Origin of the sequence: Paenibacillus sp. YN15, from assembly GCF_003285005.1 — a bacterium.
Lineage (GTDB): Bacteria > Bacillota > Bacilli > Paenibacillales > NBRC-103111 > Paenibacillus_AR.
The window spans coordinates 1-19780 of sequence record NZ_QMFA01000052.1 but is presented as its reverse complement, the minus strand read 5'-3'; the positions used below and the strand labels follow the sequence as shown (position 1 = coordinate 19780).

The 19780-nt window shown below is 56.2% G+C and carries 21 protein-coding genes; 7 read left to right on the top strand and 14 right to left on the bottom strand.

Annotation, left to right across the window (positions count from 1 at the left end; genetic code table 11):
• Nucleotides 1–107: 107 nt before the first annotated feature.
• From DQG13_RS27255 to DQG13_RS27245, 3 genes are read right to left on the bottom strand one after another with little or no spacing between them, the layout of a single operon-like run.
• Nucleotides 108–746 (bottom strand): NADPH-dependent FMN reductase family protein, encoded by a 639-nt coding sequence (locus DQG13_RS27255; RefSeq protein WP_113023336.1) that lies wholly within the window; start codon nucleotides 744–746, stop codon nucleotides 108–110.
• A complete protein-coding gene (locus DQG13_RS27250; RefSeq protein WP_113023334.1) occupies nucleotides 743–1246 on the bottom strand; it encodes a flavodoxin family protein in 504 nt (167 codons plus the stop codon). The genes DQG13_RS27255 and DQG13_RS27250 overlap by 4 nt, the downstream gene beginning before the upstream one ends.
• The gene (locus DQG13_RS27245) at nucleotides 1243–1827 is read right to left on the bottom strand and encodes a TetR/AcrR family transcriptional regulator (RefSeq protein ID WP_113023333.1); all 585 of its coding nucleotides are present in this window, start codon (nucleotides 1825–1827) and stop codon (nucleotides 1243–1245) included. The genes DQG13_RS27250 and DQG13_RS27245 overlap by 4 nt, the downstream gene beginning before the upstream one ends.
• 239 nt (nucleotides 1828–2066) lie before the next feature.
• Here DQG13_RS27245 and DQG13_RS27240 point away from each other — a divergent pair, with 239 nt between their 5' ends.
• Genes DQG13_RS27240 through DQG13_RS27230 form a run of 3 tightly spaced genes read left to right on the top strand, consistent with a single transcriptional unit; the run spans nucleotide 2067 to nucleotide 5256 of the window.
• Nucleotides 2067–3338 (top strand): helix-turn-helix domain-containing protein, encoded by a 1272-nt coding sequence (locus tag DQG13_RS27240; RefSeq protein WP_113023332.1) that lies wholly within the window; start codon nucleotides 2067–2069, stop codon nucleotides 3336–3338.
• Between the two features lie 53 nt (nucleotides 3339–3391).
• Entirely contained in the window at nucleotides 3392–4075 is a 684-nt protein-coding gene (locus DQG13_RS27235) for a GNAT family N-acetyltransferase (RefSeq protein WP_113023330.1), read from the top strand.
• Complete coding sequence (locus DQG13_RS27230; protein ID WP_113023329.1) at nucleotides 4072–5256, top strand: GyrI-like domain-containing protein; 1185 nt, start codon at nucleotides 4072–4074, stop codon at nucleotides 5254–5256. The genes DQG13_RS27235 and DQG13_RS27230 overlap by 4 nt, the downstream gene beginning before the upstream one ends.
• A gap of 510 nt (nucleotides 5257–5766) precedes the next feature.
• On the opposite strand, the gene DQG13_RS27225 is transcribed toward DQG13_RS27230, so the two are convergent.
• From DQG13_RS27225 to DQG13_RS27185, 9 genes are all read right to left on the bottom strand, one after another.
• Nucleotides 5767–7392 carry an MFS transporter gene (locus tag DQG13_RS27225; RefSeq protein ID WP_113023328.1) on the bottom strand — a complete coding sequence of 542 codons (1626 nt, stop codon included), beginning with the start codon at nucleotides 7390–7392 and terminating at the stop codon, nucleotides 5767–5769.
• 30 nt (nucleotides 7393–7422) lie between these two features.
• Nucleotides 7423–8058, bottom strand: a complete 636-nt coding sequence (locus tag DQG13_RS27220) for a cysteine hydrolase family protein (protein ID WP_113023327.1) — start codon at nucleotides 8056–8058, stop codon at nucleotides 7423–7425.
• Between the two features lie 12 nt (nucleotides 8059–8070).
• On the bottom strand, nucleotides 8071–9153 hold the full coding sequence (locus tag DQG13_RS27215) for an ABC transporter substrate-binding protein (RefSeq protein WP_113023326.1): 1083 nt from the start codon (nucleotides 9151–9153) through the stop codon (nucleotides 8071–8073).
• A gap of 141 nt (nucleotides 9154–9294) precedes the next feature.
• Entirely contained in the window at nucleotides 9295–10188 is an 894-nt protein-coding gene (locus tag DQG13_RS27210) for an ABC transporter permease (protein WP_113023325.1), read from the bottom strand.
• Nucleotides 10189–10214: 26 nt separating this feature from the next.
• Nucleotides 10215–10997, bottom strand: coding sequence for an ABC transporter ATP-binding protein (locus tag DQG13_RS27205; protein ID WP_113023324.1), 783 nt, complete (start codon nucleotides 10995–10997; stop codon nucleotides 10215–10217).
• A 140-nt stretch (nucleotides 10998–11137) separates the two neighbouring features.
• Nucleotides 11138–11515, bottom strand: coding sequence for a Na-translocating system protein MpsC family protein (locus tag DQG13_RS27200; RefSeq protein ID WP_113023323.1), 378 nt, complete (start codon nucleotides 11513–11515; stop codon nucleotides 11138–11140).
• Between the two features lie 279 nt (nucleotides 11516–11794).
• On the bottom strand, nucleotides 11795–12760 hold the full coding sequence (locus tag DQG13_RS27195) for an alpha/beta hydrolase (protein ID WP_309472259.1): 966 nt from the start codon (nucleotides 12758–12760) through the stop codon (nucleotides 11795–11797).
• A 90-nt stretch (nucleotides 12761–12850) separates the two neighbouring features.
• Entirely contained in the window at nucleotides 12851–13960 is a 1110-nt protein-coding gene (locus tag DQG13_RS27190) for an alpha/beta hydrolase family protein (protein ID WP_258525887.1), read from the bottom strand.
• A gap of 74 nt (nucleotides 13961–14034) precedes the next feature.
• The gene (locus tag DQG13_RS27185; RefSeq protein WP_181593027.1) at nucleotides 14035–14907 is read right to left on the bottom strand and encodes a helix-turn-helix domain-containing protein; all 873 of its coding nucleotides are present in this window, start codon (nucleotides 14905–14907) and stop codon (nucleotides 14035–14037) included.
• 147 nt (nucleotides 14908–15054) lie between these two features.
• Here DQG13_RS27185 and bglB point away from each other — a divergent pair, with 147 nt between their 5' ends.
• The gene (bglB, locus tag DQG13_RS27180; protein WP_113023361.1) at nucleotides 15055–16122 is read left to right on the top strand and encodes a beta-galactosidase BglB; all 1068 of its coding nucleotides are present in this window, start codon (nucleotides 15055–15057) and stop codon (nucleotides 16120–16122) included.
• A gap of 436 nt (nucleotides 16123–16558) precedes the next feature.
• Nucleotides 16559–17449: a ribosomal RNA small subunit methyltransferase A gene (locus tag DQG13_RS27175; RefSeq protein WP_181593026.1), complete on the top strand. Its 891-nt coding sequence runs from the start codon at nucleotides 16559–16561 to the stop codon at nucleotides 17447–17449.
• A gap of 178 nt (nucleotides 17450–17627) precedes the next feature.
• On the opposite strand, the gene DQG13_RS27170 is transcribed toward DQG13_RS27175, so the two are convergent.
• Together DQG13_RS27170 and DQG13_RS27165 are read right to left on the bottom strand one after the other, a co-directional pair.
• Nucleotides 17628–17939 (bottom strand): hypothetical protein, encoded by a 312-nt coding sequence (locus DQG13_RS27170; protein ID WP_113023319.1) that lies wholly within the window; start codon nucleotides 17937–17939, stop codon nucleotides 17628–17630.
• Nucleotides 17940–17963: 24 nt separating this feature from the next.
• Nucleotides 17964–18695, bottom strand: coding sequence for a MarR family winged helix-turn-helix transcriptional regulator (locus DQG13_RS27165; protein WP_113023318.1), 732 nt, complete (start codon nucleotides 18693–18695; stop codon nucleotides 17964–17966).
• Between the two features lie 178 nt (nucleotides 18696–18873).
• On the opposite strand from DQG13_RS27165, the gene DQG13_RS27160 reads away from it, so the two are divergent.
• Both DQG13_RS27160 and DQG13_RS27155 read left to right on the top strand, forming a co-directional pair.
• On the top strand, nucleotides 18874–19299 hold the full coding sequence (locus DQG13_RS27160; protein WP_113023317.1) for an SRPBCC family protein: 426 nt from the start codon (nucleotides 18874–18876) through the stop codon (nucleotides 19297–19299).
• Nucleotides 19300–19301: 2 nt separating this feature from the next.
• Nucleotides 19302–19628 (top strand): ArsR/SmtB family transcription factor, encoded by a 327-nt coding sequence (locus tag DQG13_RS27155; RefSeq protein WP_113023316.1) that lies wholly within the window; start codon nucleotides 19302–19304, stop codon nucleotides 19626–19628.
• The last annotated feature ends 152 nt before the right edge of the window (nucleotides 19629–19780 follow it).

Here is a 19780-nt window from a genome sequence, read left to right as displayed (position 1 = left end):
AATAAGCGCTCCTGAGTTCCGCTAAAACCAAAACGCCCCCGATTTTGCCCTGTAAGCGCCGCTAAGTTCCGCTATAGCTCACACTAGCCAAATTTCTGCCCATGATTCTATATCAGCCTTCTCTTGATATCCTTCTTCTTCAGGCCGTTCTGTCTGGCGGCGGAGTTAAAGAACCGGGTGCCCGAAATCCTCCAGGCGAACCGGGGGAAATTTGGGCTGAGCAGAATGGTTTCGCCGCTCCTTCGGGACTGGAGGTTGGCCGCGAAAACCTCCATCGCCTGGGCCAGATTTTTCATCGGACCGTGGCCGCGGGGCACCTTCTCCACAAATTGCAGCATCTCCCCGGCCCCTTGCCCAATCGCCTGGCCGAAGCGGACACCGGTCCGGGCGCACCAGTTTTGCAGAATGCTGATGGCGATCCGGTTCTGCGTCCCCTCAAAAAAGCCGTTATTCACAATGGCATACAGCATAATTTCCTTTGTCCGTTCCGCCTTCATGTATTCCTCCAGCTCAACCAGCATCCGGAGCAAGTGGGAGGGGAGGGAATCCACATACAAGGGGAAGGCCAGAACCAGCGCGTCCATGTGGCAGAGTGCCCAGTATTCCGCTTCGGACAAAGGCTTCCGGCCGATATGGCAGCGGAGCAGCTCATGCTCCTGGCCGATCAGCGGCTCCAGAAATTGGAGCAGCCGGCCGGAGTTGTTTTTTCCGGCTTTGGGACTCCCGTTAATCAAGGCAATCTTCATTGCAATCCCTCCCAAACGGAATCCGCGCTCCGGTGAAAATGAACCCCGTTGCCGGTGCTGTGAAGATTCAGCGCATTGGCCGCCACCAAGGCCCGGGCGGTATCCTGCTCCGCGGAGGTAAGGTCGCTGCCGTAGAAATGGACCGTCAGCTTAAAGCTGCCGGGATAGCGCCGCTGGTGGTGGGTTTCCCCATTAACCATGGCAAAGTAAGGGAGCAAATAGGAAATGCTGCGGTCAAGGACATTTTTGACAAAAGGGCTGTAACCGCCATATGTGCATTTGCTGATAATCACTACCTCATCGGAGCCGGCCAGCCATTCTCCCATCTGCTGATAGTCATCCCTCATTATGCAGACCCCCGGCGTTCTGGTCCAGCAGTCGAAGCAGCCAACGCATTTGCGGATGGTGCCGTTGTCGGAGATGATTCTGGTCCCCTGGTTCTCCAAATGCCCGTTGGGGGTATCCTCCTGCCGCGGCAGGTCATGAATAATCATTTTCATTGCGGGTTCTCCTTTTGGGCCAGTGTCGCCATAAAAATCTCCGTCCAGTTCCCGGAATACTTGATGCCGCTGGTGGTGGACAGGGATGCGATGCCGTGAACCATGGACCAGGCGGAAATCAGATTCGTGGAATCCGCCTCTTCCGGCAATCCCAATTTGCGGAACAGCCCGTAGGCGGTGGAGCGGAACAGGGCAAAGGGCGGATAATCCTCCGGCTGCGCCTGATCCAGATCAATGGTCAGCCCGGAATAGTAATACAGGAATTGAAAGTACGGCGGATGCTCAATGAAAAAATCAATATAGGCCTGCCCCAGCAGCGCCATTGCCCAGCGGCTCTCCTCCTTGCCCTGGATAGAGGAGCGGAGCTTGTGCATAAATTGCTCTGTGACATACTCCCCCATGGCGGAAATCAGGGCATCCACATCCTTGAAATGGCTGTAGGGAGCCGTATGGCTCACCTGGCACCGGGCGGCTACCTTGCGCAGGGAGAAGCTTTTCAGACCCTCCTCATTAATCAGCCGGATTCCCGCCTCAATCAGCTCATTGCGCAGGTTTCCGTGGTGATAGGGTTTTTCCTTCATTAGCGGCCTTCCTTTCCCGCTTAAACTTTACGCTGTAAAGATCATATCATGCTATCTTTACATTGTAAAGATAATCCTGCGCCCGGGAAGAATGACGAACTGGAGGATACGCAAAGCCCGCGGGATGGATCAGTCATATGCCAGCTTAGGCAGCCCTCCCGTTATAAAAGTCTGGCGGTTTTTTCCTGGTTTCCATATAATATTCCATAAAGGATACCGGCAATAACGGAGGAAATACCATGGACAAGCTGCTGCGCTTCAAAAAGTCCATCCAGCATATCGAAGACCATCTTCACGGTGAAATTTCCCTGGAGCAGGCGGCACAGGCGGGGTTTACCTCGCTGATGCAGCTGTACCGGGATTTTTATGCGTATACCGGCCATTCCGTCAAGGAATACATCCGCAAAAGGCGCTTGTCCAATGCCCTCAGCCTGATCCGTTGTTCGGATATGCCTCTGGCGGAGATCGCCTATACCAGCGGCTACAGCTCCCAGCAGGCCTTATGCAAATGTGTCAAATCCGCCATCTCCATGACTCCCCTGGAATATAAACGCAGCGAAATCTCCTATTACTTTCCCAGATTTGACAGCATAGGAGCAAGGCAAGTGACGGTGGCGGCGGAGACCATCCCTCCGACTGTCCGCACCGCATTTTATCATCCCCGTCTGTCCGGCATCGAGGAGCTGGCCATTGCCGCACTGCGGGCGGAGCTGCCCGATTACAGAGGCAGGCTGTTCGGCAGAAACGGCCGTCAGCAGGGCAACCGGTTTTGCTATGAGCTGTGGTTGGAAAATGTGCCCGCAGCAGCGGAGTCCCTCTTGCGCAGCAAGGTGTTTCGGGAGGTGGAAATCCACCCGGAGCTAAGCCTGACCGCCGCCAAAACCATCGTCCGGAATGAGGAGCAGGAGATTGGGCAGGCGTGGAATTACCTGTACACGGACTGGCTGAAGTCCAGCATGTTTGAACAGGACAGGCAGCCTTACTTTGAGGAGTTTCTCTCCAGGAACAACAGGGTGAACAGGCTGGCATTGTTTGTGCCGGTAACCAAACGGACGGATTACGACAGAATTTCCCTGATCCGCAGTCCAAGGATGGTTTTTTTGGCTGCCACCCGGGAGGGGCCCTATGGAGAAAAGGAGGCCGCCCGGGCCGTGATGGACTTTCTTGCTGTTTATAGGCCCTCAGCCATTCGGTCGGCTACGACCTTCTATGTAGCCCATAGCAGCGGGAACTGCACCTGCGGGGTGAAGCTGGCTGAACCGCTTCTGCTTCCGGCGGGCAGCGGCCTGGAGCTTTTGGAGCTTCCGGCCGGAGACTATGCCGTGATAGAGACAGGCTGCACTGGAGACGGCCGGGTGCTGGAGGCCCGCCTTCATGCGTGGGTGCGGGACAATGGCCTGCGCCGGAGCCGGCGTTCCGCTTTTGCCCTGCATGAGGCTAACGGAGGCTTCGCCGCCGAGCATATTGCCACCACATGCTGGATACAGCTTGAACCTGTTAAAAACGGATAATACATCCCGGGGGAAGACTGGTAAAGTGGAGATATGAAAAGGAGGGAGACAGGATGAGCGGGACGAACGCGATTAAGAAGCTGCTTTTTCAGGAAATGCCCCAGGACTATTCGCCCAGGCGGCTGCCGGAGATCGTCAGGCTGGCCGGAGAACTGAACAGGCAGGAGGCTGTGGTTTACCGCCAAGGGACGGCAAGGCCGGTGCTGTTCGAAATCGAGAAGCTGGTTATCCGGCGGTTTGTCCCGGAGGATGCCCCTGCGGTGCAGGAGCTGGCCATTGACCGTCACCATTCCGAGATGAGGAACCGGGATCATCTGTGGCCGACGGATGAGCAGGGCTGCAGGGAGGCGACAAAATGGTTTTCCAGCCAGGAAAACATGTGGGCCGTATGCCTTAAACCGGATTGCCGGCTGATCGGGATGGTGGTGTTCAACACGGTGGACGAACGGAATATGATGGATGTGGGCCATGTCTGGCACACCCAATACTGGGGCGGCGGTTTGGATACGGAGGCGCTTTCCCTCATGGTGCAATATTCCTTTGAGGTTCTGGAGGGCGATGGTGTTTTTGCCTATAATCCGCTGGATTGCGCGCCGCAGATTGCCCCGCTGCTGGAGCTGGGGATGGTGGTGACGGAAACCAGCCAGGCTTCTTTTGCCCGGGATGAGAAGGGTGAGCCGATTTATTTTGTGGGATGCAAGCTGGTGCTGGAGAGAGGAAGGTGGAGCGCTCAATGAACATGAGGAAGCAGGCAAGACCGGCGCAAGGTCAAGGCTCGGAGGGCTACAGTCCGGTGGTGAAGCCGGAAATTCTCAAGATGGCGGAGGAGATGAACCGGATGGCGCTGCCGCAGGAGTTGCTGGTGGAGCAGGTGAGCGAGTTTTGTTCTATTGTAGACAGGCCGGAGATGAAAATCGTGGGATATGCCCTGCCCCTGAATTATGAAAGCCGGGGGTACGGCGGGTATTACGGCTTCGAGCATGCCAACTGTATCCTGAATGACTATTTTTTCACCAAGAAGCTGGTCAAAGAGGGGGATATGGCGCTTTTGGCAGGATTGCTCGGGGACAGCCTGCTGCATGAGGAAGTGGTGACGGTCCGTACAGATGCCCAGGGGGACGGCAACTACAAGGTGGTGGCCGGGTATATGGTGGAGAGCTTCGACGGCGTGCCCGCATATTTGCCGGAGTATACGCAGACGCTTGCCCTGCCTCCCTGCCGGTACGCCAAGGTGCTGATTAACGAGACCAAGCGGGAGAACCGCAAGGGGTATGACGAGCGGATGCATGCGGATGAATATTTCGTCGGCCAGTTCCGCAAGGACACGGGGTATGTGTTTAACCCGACGGGCTGCGGCTTCAATACATACGATGAGACAGGGGATATTTTGACCAAATATGAGCCTGTGAAGCTTGCGGAAAATATGAGGGAGCGTTTTGAATCCCTGCGCTTTAGGGTGGTCACGCTGCCGGAGATGAAGATTGCCTGCAGCGTGACACATCCGGACGATGAGGAGTTTGTGATTACCAAATATTTTGGCGTGCAGGATCAGGTGTTTGCCACGGAAGCGGCCAAGTATTATCTGCATGATTATTACGGCTTCCCTATCGATTGCCCCGAAAAAGGCTCGTACAGCTCCTGCTTCGGCACACGGGTCAGCACCTTCGAGGGGATGCCCGACTGTGTGGAGCAGCTGACGCTGCCCGGGGGCATCTATGTGCATATTTCGCAGCTGGAGGTGAATGGGGACAATCCCTCCATTCCCTATGAGGTGGCGTTCCAGCATCTGAAGGAGCTGTTTTTGGCGGATCATCCCCAGTATAAGGCGGATTGGAGCCGGAAGGTGATCGCCCGGTTCCGCCAGGCCAACTGCGCGTCCGTGTTTGTGCCGCTGGCGCTGGTGGACGGGGCGGTGTGAGGGGTGCAAAATATAAAGCCCAAATGTGCTCGAAAAACCGAGTACATTTGGCTCCCAAGTGGGCAAAAGGCCCAGTTGCACTCGAAAAACCGAGTACAAATCGCTCCCGAGGGGGAAAAAGACCGGAATGTACTCGGAAAACCGAGTACAAATCGCTCCCGAGTGGGCAAAAGGCCCAAATGTGCTCGAAAAACCGAGTACAATTGGCTCCCGAGGGGGAAAAAGACCGGAATGTACTCGGAAAACCGAGTACAATTGGCTCCCAAGTGGGCAAAAGACCCAAATGTACTCGAAAAACCGAGTACAAATCGCTCCCGAGTGGGTAAAAGGCTCAAATGTACTCGAAAAACCGAGTACAACTGGCTTAAATGCTCTGCGCAGACGGAGTTTAGAAGTGTCCACCGTTCCTGGACACGCTCTTGGCTTCCATCAGGATTTGCAGAAGCCGTTTTTGGGGCAAATAGCGTCACTGCCGCCACTAGAGATACAGCGGCGCAGCCCCGCCCGGCGTCAGGAGGAGAGAGTCTCCTCCTGGCGCTTTTGGCGCATCTGCCGCTGGGACAGCGCTGTGATGGCCAGGCTCGCCGCCACCAGCGCCGCACACAGGATGAACACCGCGTGGTAGCCGCGGAGGGAGCCGTCCGCTGCGGCTGCGGCCCCTGTCGCAAGCAGTCCGCTGCCTGCCACCGTTCCGAACATCATCCCCAGGTTTCGGGAGAGGGCCAGCATGCTGCTGATGATCCCCAGATGCTCCCGCGGTGTTTCCCGCATCACCAGGCTGTTGTTTGGGGAGGTGATCATCCCCATGGAGACGCCCAGCAGGATGATGAGCGCCGCCAGCAGTGCCGGGGGATAAGCCGCCGACAGGAAGCCCAGCGCCAGCAGGGTGCCGATCATCACCTGCAGGCCTGCCGAAAGCAGCGGCATGATGCCATGCTTGTCCGACAGCCGGCCGAACACCGGCGCTGACAGGATCAGCGCAGCCGGGTAAGCCATGAGCAATAACCCGGTCGCCGCAGGCGACAGCCCCAGCTCATTGCGCAGAAAAACCGGCAGCACCAGTTGGGCCGAAAAGGCCGCCATATAGGTGACGATGGTAATCAGAATGCCAGTATTCACCCCTGCGTTCCGGAACAGGCCCAATTGAATGAAGGGCTCCCTCCGCCGCGCCAGGGTATCTGAGCCTGCCCGATCGCGGCGGACGCTCCCCGCAGACGCTCCGGTGCGGCTGCGGCGGAAGTCCCCGGCAGTTCCTCGGGGGCGGGAAGCAGCCGGGGCAGCGCCCCCCGTACCGGCACCGGCAGGCGCCGGGCTCCATCTGGTGGGCAGGCACCACCAGATGAAGAGCCCCAGGCACAGGCCGAATGCCGTTGCCGCTGCCAGCACCGGCAGGGAGCCAAAACCGTTGGCCCCCGCCAGGTTCAGGGCGGCCACCAGCCCCGTGAGTCCGGCCGCGAACAGCCCGGCTCCCGTCAAATCCAGCCGGGCGGCGCCCTGCGGCTCCTCCCGGGGAACAAACCGCTGCGCCAGCACCCACGCAGCGGCGGCCACGGCGGCCAGCATGGCGAAGCTGGTCCGCCAGGAAAACCACTGGATGAGCACGCCCCCCAGGCTGGGTCCCACCATGGACCCGGCCGCCACGAAGGTGCTCATCAAGCCCAAAGCTCTTCCCCGCTGGTTCTGCGGGAAGATGGATACAATCAGGGCCATGTTGGTGGCCTGGTACATGGAAGCCCCCAGCCCCTGCAGAATGCGGAAGGGGATCAGCCAGCCCAGGGAAGGGGCGAACACGCACAGCAGAGCGCCCAGCATAAAGATGAAGTAGCCCGCATTATGAATCCGCGTCCTTCCCGCCAGATCCCCCAGCCTGCCCATAAGCGGGAGGCAGACGGAGATAACCAGAAGGTATGCCGTCACAATCCATTGGGCGGATTGCAGGGTGACGCCATAGTCGCCCGCAATATCCACTAGGGCAATATTGAACATCCCCGCCGACAGATTGGACAGGAAAGCGCCGAGGCAGATGACGTACTGCACAATGACTCTTCGTTTGGAACTCTCCGAATCCTGCTGCGGCAGCACATCTGAGGCATGGGAGACATGCTTCCCGGATTCTTTGTATTGCGTTATGCCCATGGCCTTTTCACCAGCTTTGCCTACCCTGCCTTAAAGGGCAAGGGTCGATTTTTTGCCGTGCAGCGACCAGATATCCGCCAGCTCTCCGCTTGATGCCACCGTGCCGAAATACCCCTCAATATTCGTCAGCGTCATCTCATGGGCCTCCCGGGAGTAGGAGGCGCAGGCATCCTCCACCAGCACAATGTGGTAATCCAGCATAAACCCGTCCCGGGCGGTGGATTCCACGCATACATTGGTGCTCACCCCGGTGACCAGAAGCGTGTCGATCTTCAGTGTCCGCAGAACCGAGTCCAACCGCGTATTCACAAATGCGCTGTACCGGTGCTTGTTCACCACAATCTCTCCCTGCCGGGGAGCGATCTCGAAGAACTCCGCCCCCCAGCTGTCCTTCCGGCAGACCTGGGCCGACCGGCCGGAGGAACGGGTAACCCAAGCCTCCGAGTCCGTTGCATCCTCATGGAAGGTCTGGATGAAAATAACGGGGATGCCTTCCTCTCTTGCCGCTCCCAGCAGTTCATGGAGCCGGGGCATCATTTCCTTGACTCCGCTGACATCGCAGCCTGTTAAGCCCAGCGCCCCCTCCGGATGGCAGTAATCATTCTGCACATCCACAATCACCAGGGCGGGACGGGTTCCAACAAGCAATTTCGTTAATCCGTTCATTGTCCATGCACCTCACTTAGCAGCAGCTTCATTGGTTTTTTTGACAAACTGCATATCCACCAGACCGTCATAGGTATACGTGCCTTTAAAAATGCCTGTTTTAATCATCACGTTCATGTCATTTTCCAACGCCTTCTCGGAGATCATGCCGTCAGGGCTCCACAGGCTGTCCTCATATGCCCGGTCCAGGGAGGCCTTGACCGCTTCCTCGGAGAGGGTGGGGAATTCCGCCTTCAGATTGGCTTTGGCCAGCTCCTTGTCGGCTTGAACCTTCTTCAGGGCTTTAATCATGGCATTGGTAAATTTCTGGACAGTGTCCGGGTCCTTGGCAATGGTTGATTTTTTCACACTGACCACGGAGTAGGCAAAGTCGCCCAGGCTGGGGAACTTATAAAAGGGCTCGTCCCACACCTTCTGGTTGATGCCGTCCACAATCTGCGGCTCTGCGCCGTTGGCGATATCCGCCGCGCCCTGCTTGACCATAGTGACCACCGTGGAGCCGTCAGCCGGCTCCAGAAGCTGCACATCCTTTTCGGGATCAAGCCCCACATCCAATAGCAGGTAGCGGGTCAGCAGATTGGGCGTTCCGCCATGGCGGTTGGCGTTGATTTTTTTGCCCTTCAGGAATTCCTTCAAATCCTCCTTGGAGCCGCTTTTGGGGGAGGTGCCGCTTTTGGCCATCAGATAGACATTGGCCCGGTTCACCACATTCACCACGGATACAATCGGGTCCGAGCTGTTTACATTGGCCAAGGCATTGGATTCCGGCCCTCCGATCACACCCCAGGCGTCTCCGCTGACGACGGCGGTCACATGGGCGCCGCCCGCCGCCTGGATCACCTGAACCTCCAGTCCCTCCTCGGCAAAGTATCCCTCCCGTTGTGCAACATACATGGGCAGGTATCCGGTTAGATGCAGCGGCTCGGCGATGACAATCTTCTTCAGGCTTTTGCCTGCTCCGGCCTCCGCCACCGGCGTGGCGGCCTTTTCCCCGCAGCCGGCCAGGGCGGCGGCAACCAGCAGGGATAGGGACAGAACCAGGGGAGCCTTGCGGAAACGGCGGAAATAATCAGGTTTGTGGAGGTTTTCGGTCATAGAAGGATTCATCCTTTCAGTAGAGGGAATTTGAATTGAGCTGCTTTATGAATTTGCTTTTACCGGGGCTACCCCCCAAAAGTACCCGGAATCCGCTACGAGGCTTTGCGTCACTTTTGGGGGATTGTTTGGGGGGATTACTTATTGCTTGGTAAGTCCTTTGGCCAGCCATTTCTCCAGGACCACCACGCCCCAATACATCGCCATGGACAATACGGACAGCACCACCACGCCGACCCAGACCAGATTGATATCCAGGATGGTTCCGGCATACATAATCATCCGGCCAACCCCCTGGCGGGAGGCGATGAACTCGCCGACAATGGCGCCGGCCAGGGCCAAAGCGATATTGATCCGCAGGCTGCTGATGATCCAGGGCATGGACCAGGGCACCACCACCTTGGTGAACACCTGGCGGCGCTTGGCGCCCAGGGAATACATGAGTTTTTCCATATCCGGGTCAACGCTTTTCACGCCGCTGTAGGCGGAGAGGGCGGAGACCACAATCGTCATGGAGAAGGCCAGGGCCACCTTGGAGAAAAAGCCGATGCCCAGCAGAATCACCAGAACGGGAGCCAAGGCCAGCTTGGGCATGGCGTTCAGGATAATCAGATACGGCTCGCTGACTCCGGCGTAGGTCCGCGACCACCAGAAGGACAGGCCCAGCAGGGCGCCGCACAGGGTGCCGGAGATAAAGCCCAGAATGGTAGCCGAGGAGGTGTAGGCAATATCCCCCAGCAGCTTGCCCTCCGTCATTTGGGTCCAGGTGGTTTTGAGGATGGCCCCGGGGCTGCTCCAGAAGTACGGGTCCATCAGGCCGACCCGGGTGAACACCTCCCACCCGACGAAGATCAGGACGGCGGCCAAAAGCCGCAACACCCGGATGATCCGCAGCTTCCGGCGCTCCTTCGTTTCCTCGTCAATGATGAGGGGAACGGCCTTCAGTACGGGGGCGGTAGGAGCGGCGGGGAGGGCAGGCTCCCCGGCAGGGGCAATGGGATGAATCACAAAGGCTTTCTTTTGAACAGTTTCCATGGGCTTCCCTCCTAAAATAAAAGGTATCAGGATATTTGCGCTTCCTCATCGTGGCCGGCGGACAACAGCTCCATCAGGTGATGCTTCAAATCCATAAAAGCGGGGGAGGTCATATCCTCCGTTTTCCGGGGGCGGTCCATCGTAACGGTTATCTTCGATTTGATCCGGCCGGGGCGGGAGGAGAACACATAAATATCGTCGGACAGATAAATGGCCTCGTCGATATCGTGGGTGACAAACAGCACCGTTTTGCGGAAATCCGCCCAGATTTGCAGGAGCCAATTTTGCATGGCCAGCCGGGTTTGGGCATCCAGAGCGCCGAAGGGCTCGTCCAGGAGAATAATATCCCGGTCGTAAAGCAGGGTGCGCAATAGCGCCGCCCGTTGGCGCATCCCCCCTGACAGCTCCTTGGGATAATGCTTGTCGAAGCCCTTCAGCCCGTATTTCTCCATCAGCGGAAGCGCGCGATTGACGGCCTCCTTGCGGGACACCCCGCGGATTTCCATGCCGAGGACAATATTGTCCAGAATGGTCCGCCAGGGCAGGAGCATATCCTTTTGCAGCATATACCCCACATAACCGGCCTTGCCCACAATATTGCGCCCGTCTGCAATCACCTCTCCGGTGGAGGGGGGAGTCAGCCCGGCAATGATGTTGAACAGCGTGGATTTGCCGCAGCCGCTGGGGCCGATGATGCTGACAAACCGTCCCTCTTCAATGGACAGATTGGTTTCCTTCATGGCGGAAATTTCCTGGCCGCCTCTGCGGAAGGTTTTGCTGACTCCGGAAATCTGGATTTTGTAGCTCACGGACCTCACTCCTTTTTTTGTAATAAAATATTCCCGGACCACCATCCATACACATATATGGATAATAAAAAATCGCCAGTCCAGTCCTCTCCGACAATCCTGTCGTGGGGGCTAAACTGACGATATCCGGCCGCTCTCCTTCAGGGGAGTTCGGATGGTTCGTTCAGGCATGCGCTGATGTCACGCTCCAAGACAACAACCGTACCGGAAAACTCGGTCTCAGGATCATAGTCTTTGAGAATGGCAAGAATATTCAGTTGGAAACGCTCCTCCAAAGCCTGCTTGATCTGCTTCTTGAATTCCTGGAACAGAAGATGGTCAATCTGGCGGGTGGCAAAGGAGTGGCCGCTGTCCAGCAGCTTAAGAATGGGAACTCTGCTGTTCAGGGACATAATCAGAATCTTGTTGTCCACGAAATCAACCTTCTGCTGTTTTACACCCACGTTAAATATCCGCTTATTTATCGCGTTGTAAATCCTCAGAATCTCCTGCTTGATCTCGCCTTCGGATAGTCCCATTGCTCCACACCCTTACAAAAGCAAGTGATGTAAGTTTATATTACTTTTGTTGATAGGTTATTGCCTTTTGTTAGTTTTATTATAGCTGTTAATCCTCAGGTGTCAAGATAGTTGTGTAAAAAAACTTCACACTAACTCCGGAGCTAAAAAACAGAATAGACCGAATCGGTCGATGAGCTAAGGATCGCTCTGTGAACCGATTCGGTCAAGGAGGTGAGGACCGTTTTTTTTGCGGGAATTTCAGTCGGTCGGAAGATCAGGCTCCCCCGTGCAGCTGGCTTACGGACTTGCAAAAAACATCAGATAATCCTCCGTGTGGCTGCTCCAATAGTTCTTGGTATGCTCGCCGTCCCAGAGGTGGTATTCCACCTGGATTCCCTTTTCCAGCAGCTTGTTGTAAAGCAGCTCCGAGCCTTCGTAGAAGCGGTAGCCGTCGTGTTTGCCGGAATCGAGAAATACGGTCAGATCCTCAAAGTCGGCTGTTTCAGCCAGACTGAGCGGGTCCCGGGCTTTCCGGGTTTCCTCGTCCGGGTAGAGCCAAGCCTGCAAATCTCCCGTATCCGCCCAATAGTCCATCCATAGGGCGGGGCTGTGGCCGCCGACCTTGCTGAACAGCTCAGGATGCCGGAAGGCATTGTTCAATGCGGCAAAGCCGCCCATGGACAAACCGCCTATGTACCGGTCCTCCCGTGAAGGCAAGGTGCGGAAATGCTTGTCTACGAAGGAGACAAGATCCTGGGTAAGATAGTCGCTATAAAGGCCCTTTTCCTCGGAATTGAGGCCATAGCTGCTGTCGATTTGGGGAGTCACAATAATCAGCGGCCGAATCCGGTTCTCGCCGATGAGCTTGTCCGCTGCTGTGTCCAGGCCCAGATCAGGCATCCACTGGTTCTCGTTGTTGCCGGTGCCGTGGATCATATAAAGCACGGGATAGGCGTCGCTTCCGGAGGAATAGCCGGGCGGCAGATAAATATTAAACCGCTTGTCCTTGCCCAGCGCGTTGCTTTTGAAGGTCAGCTTGCGCACATCCGGAGAAGAGGAAATCACCTCCTCCTTCACAATTCCCCCGACGGACGGTTTAGCCGAGGGGCTGGGGGATGGAGCGGGCGGGCCGGTTGGCGCTGCGGATGGCGCGGCAGCTGAGGGGGACGGTAACGGAATGTCCGATGGCGGTGCGTTGTTGTAGTCTGTTGTGGCGGGCAATCCCAGCAGCAAGCTTAACAAGAGCCAAATAAACGTCTTCATTCAGTCGCCTCCTTCCAGGTTGAAAAAACTCCTATTCATTACCCGTTTTGGGGGAGATTGAAACAGCCTGCCAGCTTTATTTTTCAACGCTCACTTCCTCAATCGGCTGTCCGCAAAGTCCATAAAATGTTGCCAATCCCACTCGGTCAGGTCGTGGCCGCCTTCTCTAAGATGATAACCCGTCCGCTCCGTGCTGACTTGCATGCCGATTTCCGGCATTTCGGCGGCAGACTGAACCTGGAATCCGTACAGCCTGTAGACCTCTTCCGCAAAGCACAGCGAGCTGTATTCGCCTGCAGGATCAGCCCACGCATCCGCTGATGCGCTGGAGACATACAGCAAACGCGGGGCGATCAGACCAAGCAGCATATGCTGATCGATGGGCAGCTCGGATTCTTTTCCGTTAAACCGCTTGTAGTTGGCGGCAAACCAATGGGGAAATCTTTCGTTGATAGCTTCAATTTGCTCCCCCTGGTTTTGTCTGGAGATGGCGGCTCCTGTGCAGCCTGAATTATTGCTTATGGCCATGGCGAACCTTTCATCCTGGGCTGCCGCCCACAACGCTGTTTTGCCCCCGCGGGAATGTCCGATTACAGCAACCCGGTTTGCATCGACAGCCTGATCCTGCTCCAGGGCATCCAGCACCCGGGAGGCTCCCCAAGCCCAAGCGCCGATTGTCCCCCAGGCATCGCCTGATCTCTCTCCCTTGTTGTCAAAAACACCATGCACCCCGTTTTGAAAGCCGTCATGCTCATCCGGATCAAGATGGCTCACATGAAAAACAGCCGTTGCATAACCTCGCTCGATGATTTGCTCCACGGGCCAAAACCCGCTTTTTACATTCCGGTTGGGATCGGCGGCATCAGGCCCGCGGTTGTTGATCAATAAAAACAAGGGCACAGGCTGGTTGGCGTTGGCAGGAATAAATACGGTAAACGGAATAGCCAGCTTGCCGCCGGGACCTTCAATTGCAATGGTGCTGCATTTGCGGATCGCGCGGTTGTCCATCATCAAATCGGAACTGTTCAAAGCCACACTCATCCGGTCCGGCTTTTCAATCGGCGCTCTCCCGTATACATGCTTGCGGAACAGCTCCAGCAGCTCGCCTCTTCTTCGCTGTTGCCAATCACTTGCGTTTTGTATCCTCTTTCCTTCCGCATCCGCTAATATATCCGGCAGTTCAACGCCTCTATATAGCAAGTCCAACCTCTCCTTTGCCCGGCGGCGCTGTTGCGCCGCCATAATTTTTGTATGTTGCCTGTCTCCATAGCTATTCAGGTCCGCTGCCGCTTTCCCGCGTTGGCCTGCTTGGCGTATTTTCCCGGCGGCATCCCCACCAGCTCCTTGAAGGTCCGGATAAAATGGGAATAATCCCGGAAACCGCTTTCCAAACAAGCCTCTGTTGTGGAGACGTTCCCCGCCTCAAGGAATTCCTTGGCTTTTACAATCCGATACTGGACCAGGTATTGATGAAAGGACAAGCCGGTCATGGCCCGGAACAGCTCATTCAGCTGATGCCGGTTAAAGCTGAACAGCCGGCCGATTTCCTCTGTGCCAAGCTCCTCGGGATAATGGGCGTCCACATAGTCGAGAACCGGCTTCAGCATAGGATAGCCGGGAGGGGAAGGCTCAGGGCTTTTCCCGCGTGAAGCGGCGGGCCGGGTAATGGCCTCCAGCTCAAGGAGAATAAGAGCCAGCTGGATTTGCCTTCTGACATCGGCACCGAAGCCCGTTTCCGTAAGAAGCCGTCCCAGCTCCTGAAGCATGGCGGTTAGCCGTGCTGCATGTTCACCTCCCAGGTTGATCCGGTGGGTGCCGCTTGCCCGCAGCCGGACGTAGCTTTCCAGCAAATTCGTGGCGCCGGTATTCATGGACGTGATATAGAAGGGGTTGAAGTAGAGAATATAACGCTCGTAGCGGCTCCGGTCATGAATAATGGAGCGGTGCAGATCGTTGGTCCCCAGCAGCAGCAGGTCATGGGGAGCCAACAGATACTGCTTGTTTCCCACCCACATCTCCGCCCCCGGGGTGACCACCAGATAAAGCTCATACACATTATGAAAATGGTAATAATCCATGGTCCAATCGGCGCCTGTATTATGCTCCAGCCGGATGTCCTCGGTGTAGGTGTTCCTGATTTTGTCCATTTTCACATAGGCTCCCCTGTTCCGCATTCCTCACGTCGCTTTTATAGCGTATCACAAAAAAGCAAGAAAATCCCCCATTAATGCAATAATTCAAATCCGGTCCCCCGATATAATGGAAGCATCCAAGAGGAAAAGGGGAGTATGGCGATGGAGCGAAGTGCAATCTGCGCGTTAACCGATAAGGTGGCCGCCAAGATGCAGCATCTGGGCAATGAAACGGGGATCAAGGAGGAATGCCCCATCAGCATTATCAGCATGGACACCTGGGAATGGGCCCAGGGGGTGGGGCTGTACGGCTTGTACAAGTATTACCGGGAAACAGGCAAGACGGAGGTGCGGGATTTTCTCGTCAGCTGGTTTGAGGGGAATCTCGCAAGAGGGCTGCCGGAAAAGAATGTGAACACCATGTGCCCGATGCTGACCTTGAGCTTTATTGCCGAGGAAACCGGCCGGGAGGATTTCCTGGCATTGTGCCGGGAGTGGGCCCAGTGGATTATGGATCGTATGCCCCGCACAGAGGATCAGGGCTTGCAGCATATTGTATCCGGCGTCGCCAATGACGGGCAGCTTTGGGATGATACTCTGTTTATGACGGTGCTGTTTCTGGCCAGGGCGGGCAAGCTGTTTGGCCGGGAGGATTATCTGGCTGAATCCGTGCGGCAATTCCTGGTTCACATCAAATATTTGACGGACCGCAAAACCGGTTTGTGGTTCCACGGCTGGACCTTCCAGGGCCGCCACCATTTTGCCGAGGCGCTGTGGGCCCGGGGGAATTGCTGGTATACGGCAGGGGTGGTGGACTATCTGGACATTGCCGAGCAGCTGGATTCGGGGGTCAAATGGTTCCTGCTGGACGCTCTGCAAGCCCAGGCTGCTGCCCTGGAGCGGCTCCAGCATGAAGGCGGCATGTGGCATACTCTGCTGGATGATCCCAACAGCTATGTGGAAACCTCGGCTACGGCGGGATTTGCCTACGGGATTCTGAAGGCTGTCCGGTTGGGGTATCTGGAGTCCCGTTTTTTGGAGGTGGGCAAAAAAGCGGCGGAGGCTGTGATCCGGGAAATCGGCGAGGATGGAACAGTAGAGAATGTCTCTTATGGAACCGGCATGGGAGCGACCCTGGACGCTTACCGCAATATCCCTCTGTGTCCCATGACCTACGGGCAGGCGCTGCCGATTCTGATGCTGACCGAGGTGCTGAAGCTGGCCGAATAAACAAGTATAATCAAACAATCCTTTGTCCGCAGGGACGCTTGCATGGTATGCTGCAACCATCTACAGGAACGGAGGGTTGTTCTCACATGGGTGCGATAAATTACGGAAGATTTCGTTTTGTACATTGCTCCGGCAACTAAACATGTACAAGGGCTCTGCCTGCACGCGGAGCAAACGGAATCGGTCTGCCCATTTGAGGATAACCCGTGAGGAATGAAACGCCGGGAGAGGGGACGACAGGTCTGCCTCTTTTTGGCGTTTTTTTTATTGGCAAGCGGCAGATCCTGTAGCTGGCCTGCCATCTGCCGCACCCATTGGATAGGGTGGGGTGTATTCGGGTACGTCTTCTTCAGCAATGGCCCAAACCATCGTTATTCCCGCAGCAGGCAGATGCCTGCTTTTTTTGTTTTCACACATTTGCGGGGAGGGACTTACTATGAAGATGAACAGGAACAGGGGCGGGAAACAGAGCAGGGGCCAGAACAGGGAGCAGAGTCGGAGTCAGAACCGGGACAAACGCCAAAAAGGCACGGCCCAAGCCATGCCCAATTTCTCCGGGCAGCATCTTCTGCATCACCGGAAGACCATTGAAGCCTTGATCCGTCTGCCGCGGCTTGGTCCCGGTGATACGGTGCTGGATATTGGCGCAGGGAAAGGGGCGCTGACTCTGCCGCTTGCCGCCGTGGCCGGCAAGGTGATCGCTATTGAGCAGGACGCGGGATTTGTACGGATATTGCGGGAAAAGACGGCGGATTATCCCCATATCACGGTTTATCAGGGGGATTTCAGAACCATGAAGCTGCCCGGACAGCCTTTTTGCGCAGTCGCCAATCTGCCCTTTGCCATAACCACCGAAGCCTTGGACAAGCTGCTGGGATGGGGGAACGGGAATTTGCTGCGGGGGGCGTTTATCGTGGAAAAAGGAGCCGCCGTCCGGTTTACTGCACCGGGCTGTGCGGACCCGCGGATCATTGCATGGAGAATGAATTATCTTATGGAGAAAAGGGGACGGGTAGAGCGGACCTGCTTTTCGCCGCCGCCCGGAGTGGATGGCAGCATTCTCTATGTGGAGCGGAGGAAGCAGCCTCTGCTGCCCCAGGGGCAATACCGGCGTTTCTGTACCTTTGCCGGATTTCTCCTGAAGGCGGCGGGGCATCCTATCCATGAGCCGTTGCGGGTGATTTTTACGGCGGCTCAAATGAAGCTCGCCCTGAAGGAAGCGGAGGCGGAGCGGGACCAATCTGCGGCGTCCCTGAGCTTGCGCCAATGGAGCGTGCTTTTCCAGGCCATGCTTCGTTATGCTCCTTCTTACCGGTGGCCGGGCTAACCGGCCTGGGCAGACGGGGCGGCGGCTGAAACGTCGTCGCCCAACATTTGCTTTCTGGAGCCAAGCCAGAGGCCAAGGCCGATCAGGCAGGCGCAAGCTTCGGAGACGGGCATGGACCAAATGTCCTTGGTGTAAACAAGCGCCTCTCCCCGGGCTCCCAGCAGATGCAGCACCGGGTTCAAAAAAGGAAGGCAAAGGAGCATAAACAGCAGTCCGGACAATAGGGAAAGGTAATAGTTGACCGAGGAGGCCTGCCGCCAATTCCAAAAATCTGGCCGATGGCCATCAGGACGGCAGTAAACAGAAGGGCAAGAGAAAGGGCGGCCAGCATGGCCGTGTTATCCAGCCGCCCGATAAAATAAGCGTCCACCAGGTTGTAAATCAGATTCACCACCATGCCCAATACCATCGGGATGGTCATATGGGCAATGGCTTTGGGAACAGGAGCTTGTTCCAGGTAGTACATGGGGTCTTTTTCGGCATGGGCCATGGGGAAGACATCCTTTCCTTGTTGTTAATCCTGCTCCGGATTTTCCGGTTGGTTCCGGGGCTCCGGAGGGGAGTCAGGCTGTTGGGGAGCTTCGGAGAACGGGTCCTCACCTCTGCCGGGTCCCCATTTCATGCCTTTGCCCCGGCCCCATCCCATGCCTCTGCCGTCAAACGGGAACCCGCCTCTTCCCCTGCGGGGGTGATCGCCAAATTCCTCGCCGCCGAAATGGCGGTGATGGCCGTGTTTGCCGCCGTGGGGACCGAAGGAATGGGGATCGAAGGACGGGCGTTCCGGGAAATCGGACTCGCTGCCGCTGTTGCCCAAAAGCTGCTCCAGTGTGGAAATGACCCGGCTTAAATATTCACCCAGCTTCTCCTGCTCCTCTTCGCTCAGGCCGGTAAACAGCGCTTCCTTATCCAGATGCTGGTCTTTTTGAAAGGAGGCGGCTTTGCCTGCTTCTGTCAGCTTGATCTCCATTACACGGCGGTCGGCCTCGGAGGGGGCCCGGGTGATGTAGCCGCTTTTCTCCAGCTTGCCCAGCATTTCCCCCAGGGATTGGGAGCGCATATCAAGAATCTCGGAGAGCTCCTTCTGGCTGATTTCCGGCTTCAGCTTCAGCAGCGCGAGAATGCGCCCTTGTCCGCGGTGGGGGTCGCCCATGGGGCCGAAGTGCCGGTGATTCCGCTGGTGATACCGGTGCAGCAGCCAATTCAGCCTGGTAAACAGCTCGAATAAATCAGTTGAGTTTGTGTTCATTGCCATCTTCTCCTTTTCGTTTTATGATAGTAAGGTACCTTACAATTATGAATTATAAAGGTACCTTCATAAAATGTCCAGCGGAAAATAAAATTAATCCGCCGTTTGCAATATGAAACCAAAAGGTGTTATTATGTTTGTGAAACCAAAAGGTGTCATAATTAGAGGAGGAGCATATATGCAGCGTCAGGGAACATTGCCGGAAGTTCGTAAAACGGTTATTTTGAACGCGTCTGTCGAGAAGGTGTGGAAGGCTGTGGCTACTTCCCGGGGTATTGCGGCCTGGTGGATGGACAATACCTTCGAGCCGGTGGTGGGGCATGAATTTGTGCTCAAGTCGGGTCAGTTTGGCGATTCGCCCTGCAAGGTGACGGAGCTTGATCCGCCTAACCGGTTGGGCTTTGATTGGGGGAAGGACTGGCATTTGGAGTTTTTGCTGAAGGCCTTGGAGGATGGGAAAACCGAGTTTACTCTGGTCCATTCGGGTTGGGAGGCGGACAAGCTTACCGAGTTCGGCCAGCCGCATCCGGTTATCCGCGGCATTATGGATGGCGGTTGGGAGAGCATTGTCAAGAAGAATCTTGTTGAGTATGTGGAGGCCTGACGGTGCCTGCACCCGCTCTGCGGCATGATGTCTTCCAGGCCATTGCGGACCCCACCCGCCGCAGGCTGCTGAAGCTGCTGGCTAATGAGGAAATGCCCATTGCCGCCATTACGGAGCATTTTCCCATGTCCCGCACGGCGGTGAACAAGCATCTGCATGTTTTGTCCGATGCGGGGCTTGTCCGCTCCCGGAGGGCCGGAAGGGAGACGCGCTACCGGCTCCGGCCGGAGCCCCTGGCGGAAGTCAGGGAGTGGCTGGTTTTCTTTGAAGCCTATTGGGACGAAAAGCTGTCTCTCCTGCAGGCATTTGTGGAAAAGGGAGAGGAATAAAGTAAAACGAGGCTGAGCTCTAACGAATCTATGCATCGTTATTTGAGTATAGGTGAGCCTGTTTAAAATCTAACGAATCGTAGGACACTAGCGTTGCATCGAGCTTACCACGGGAAATCCGTGTACATGAGAATAAAAAAAGAGTAGCCAAA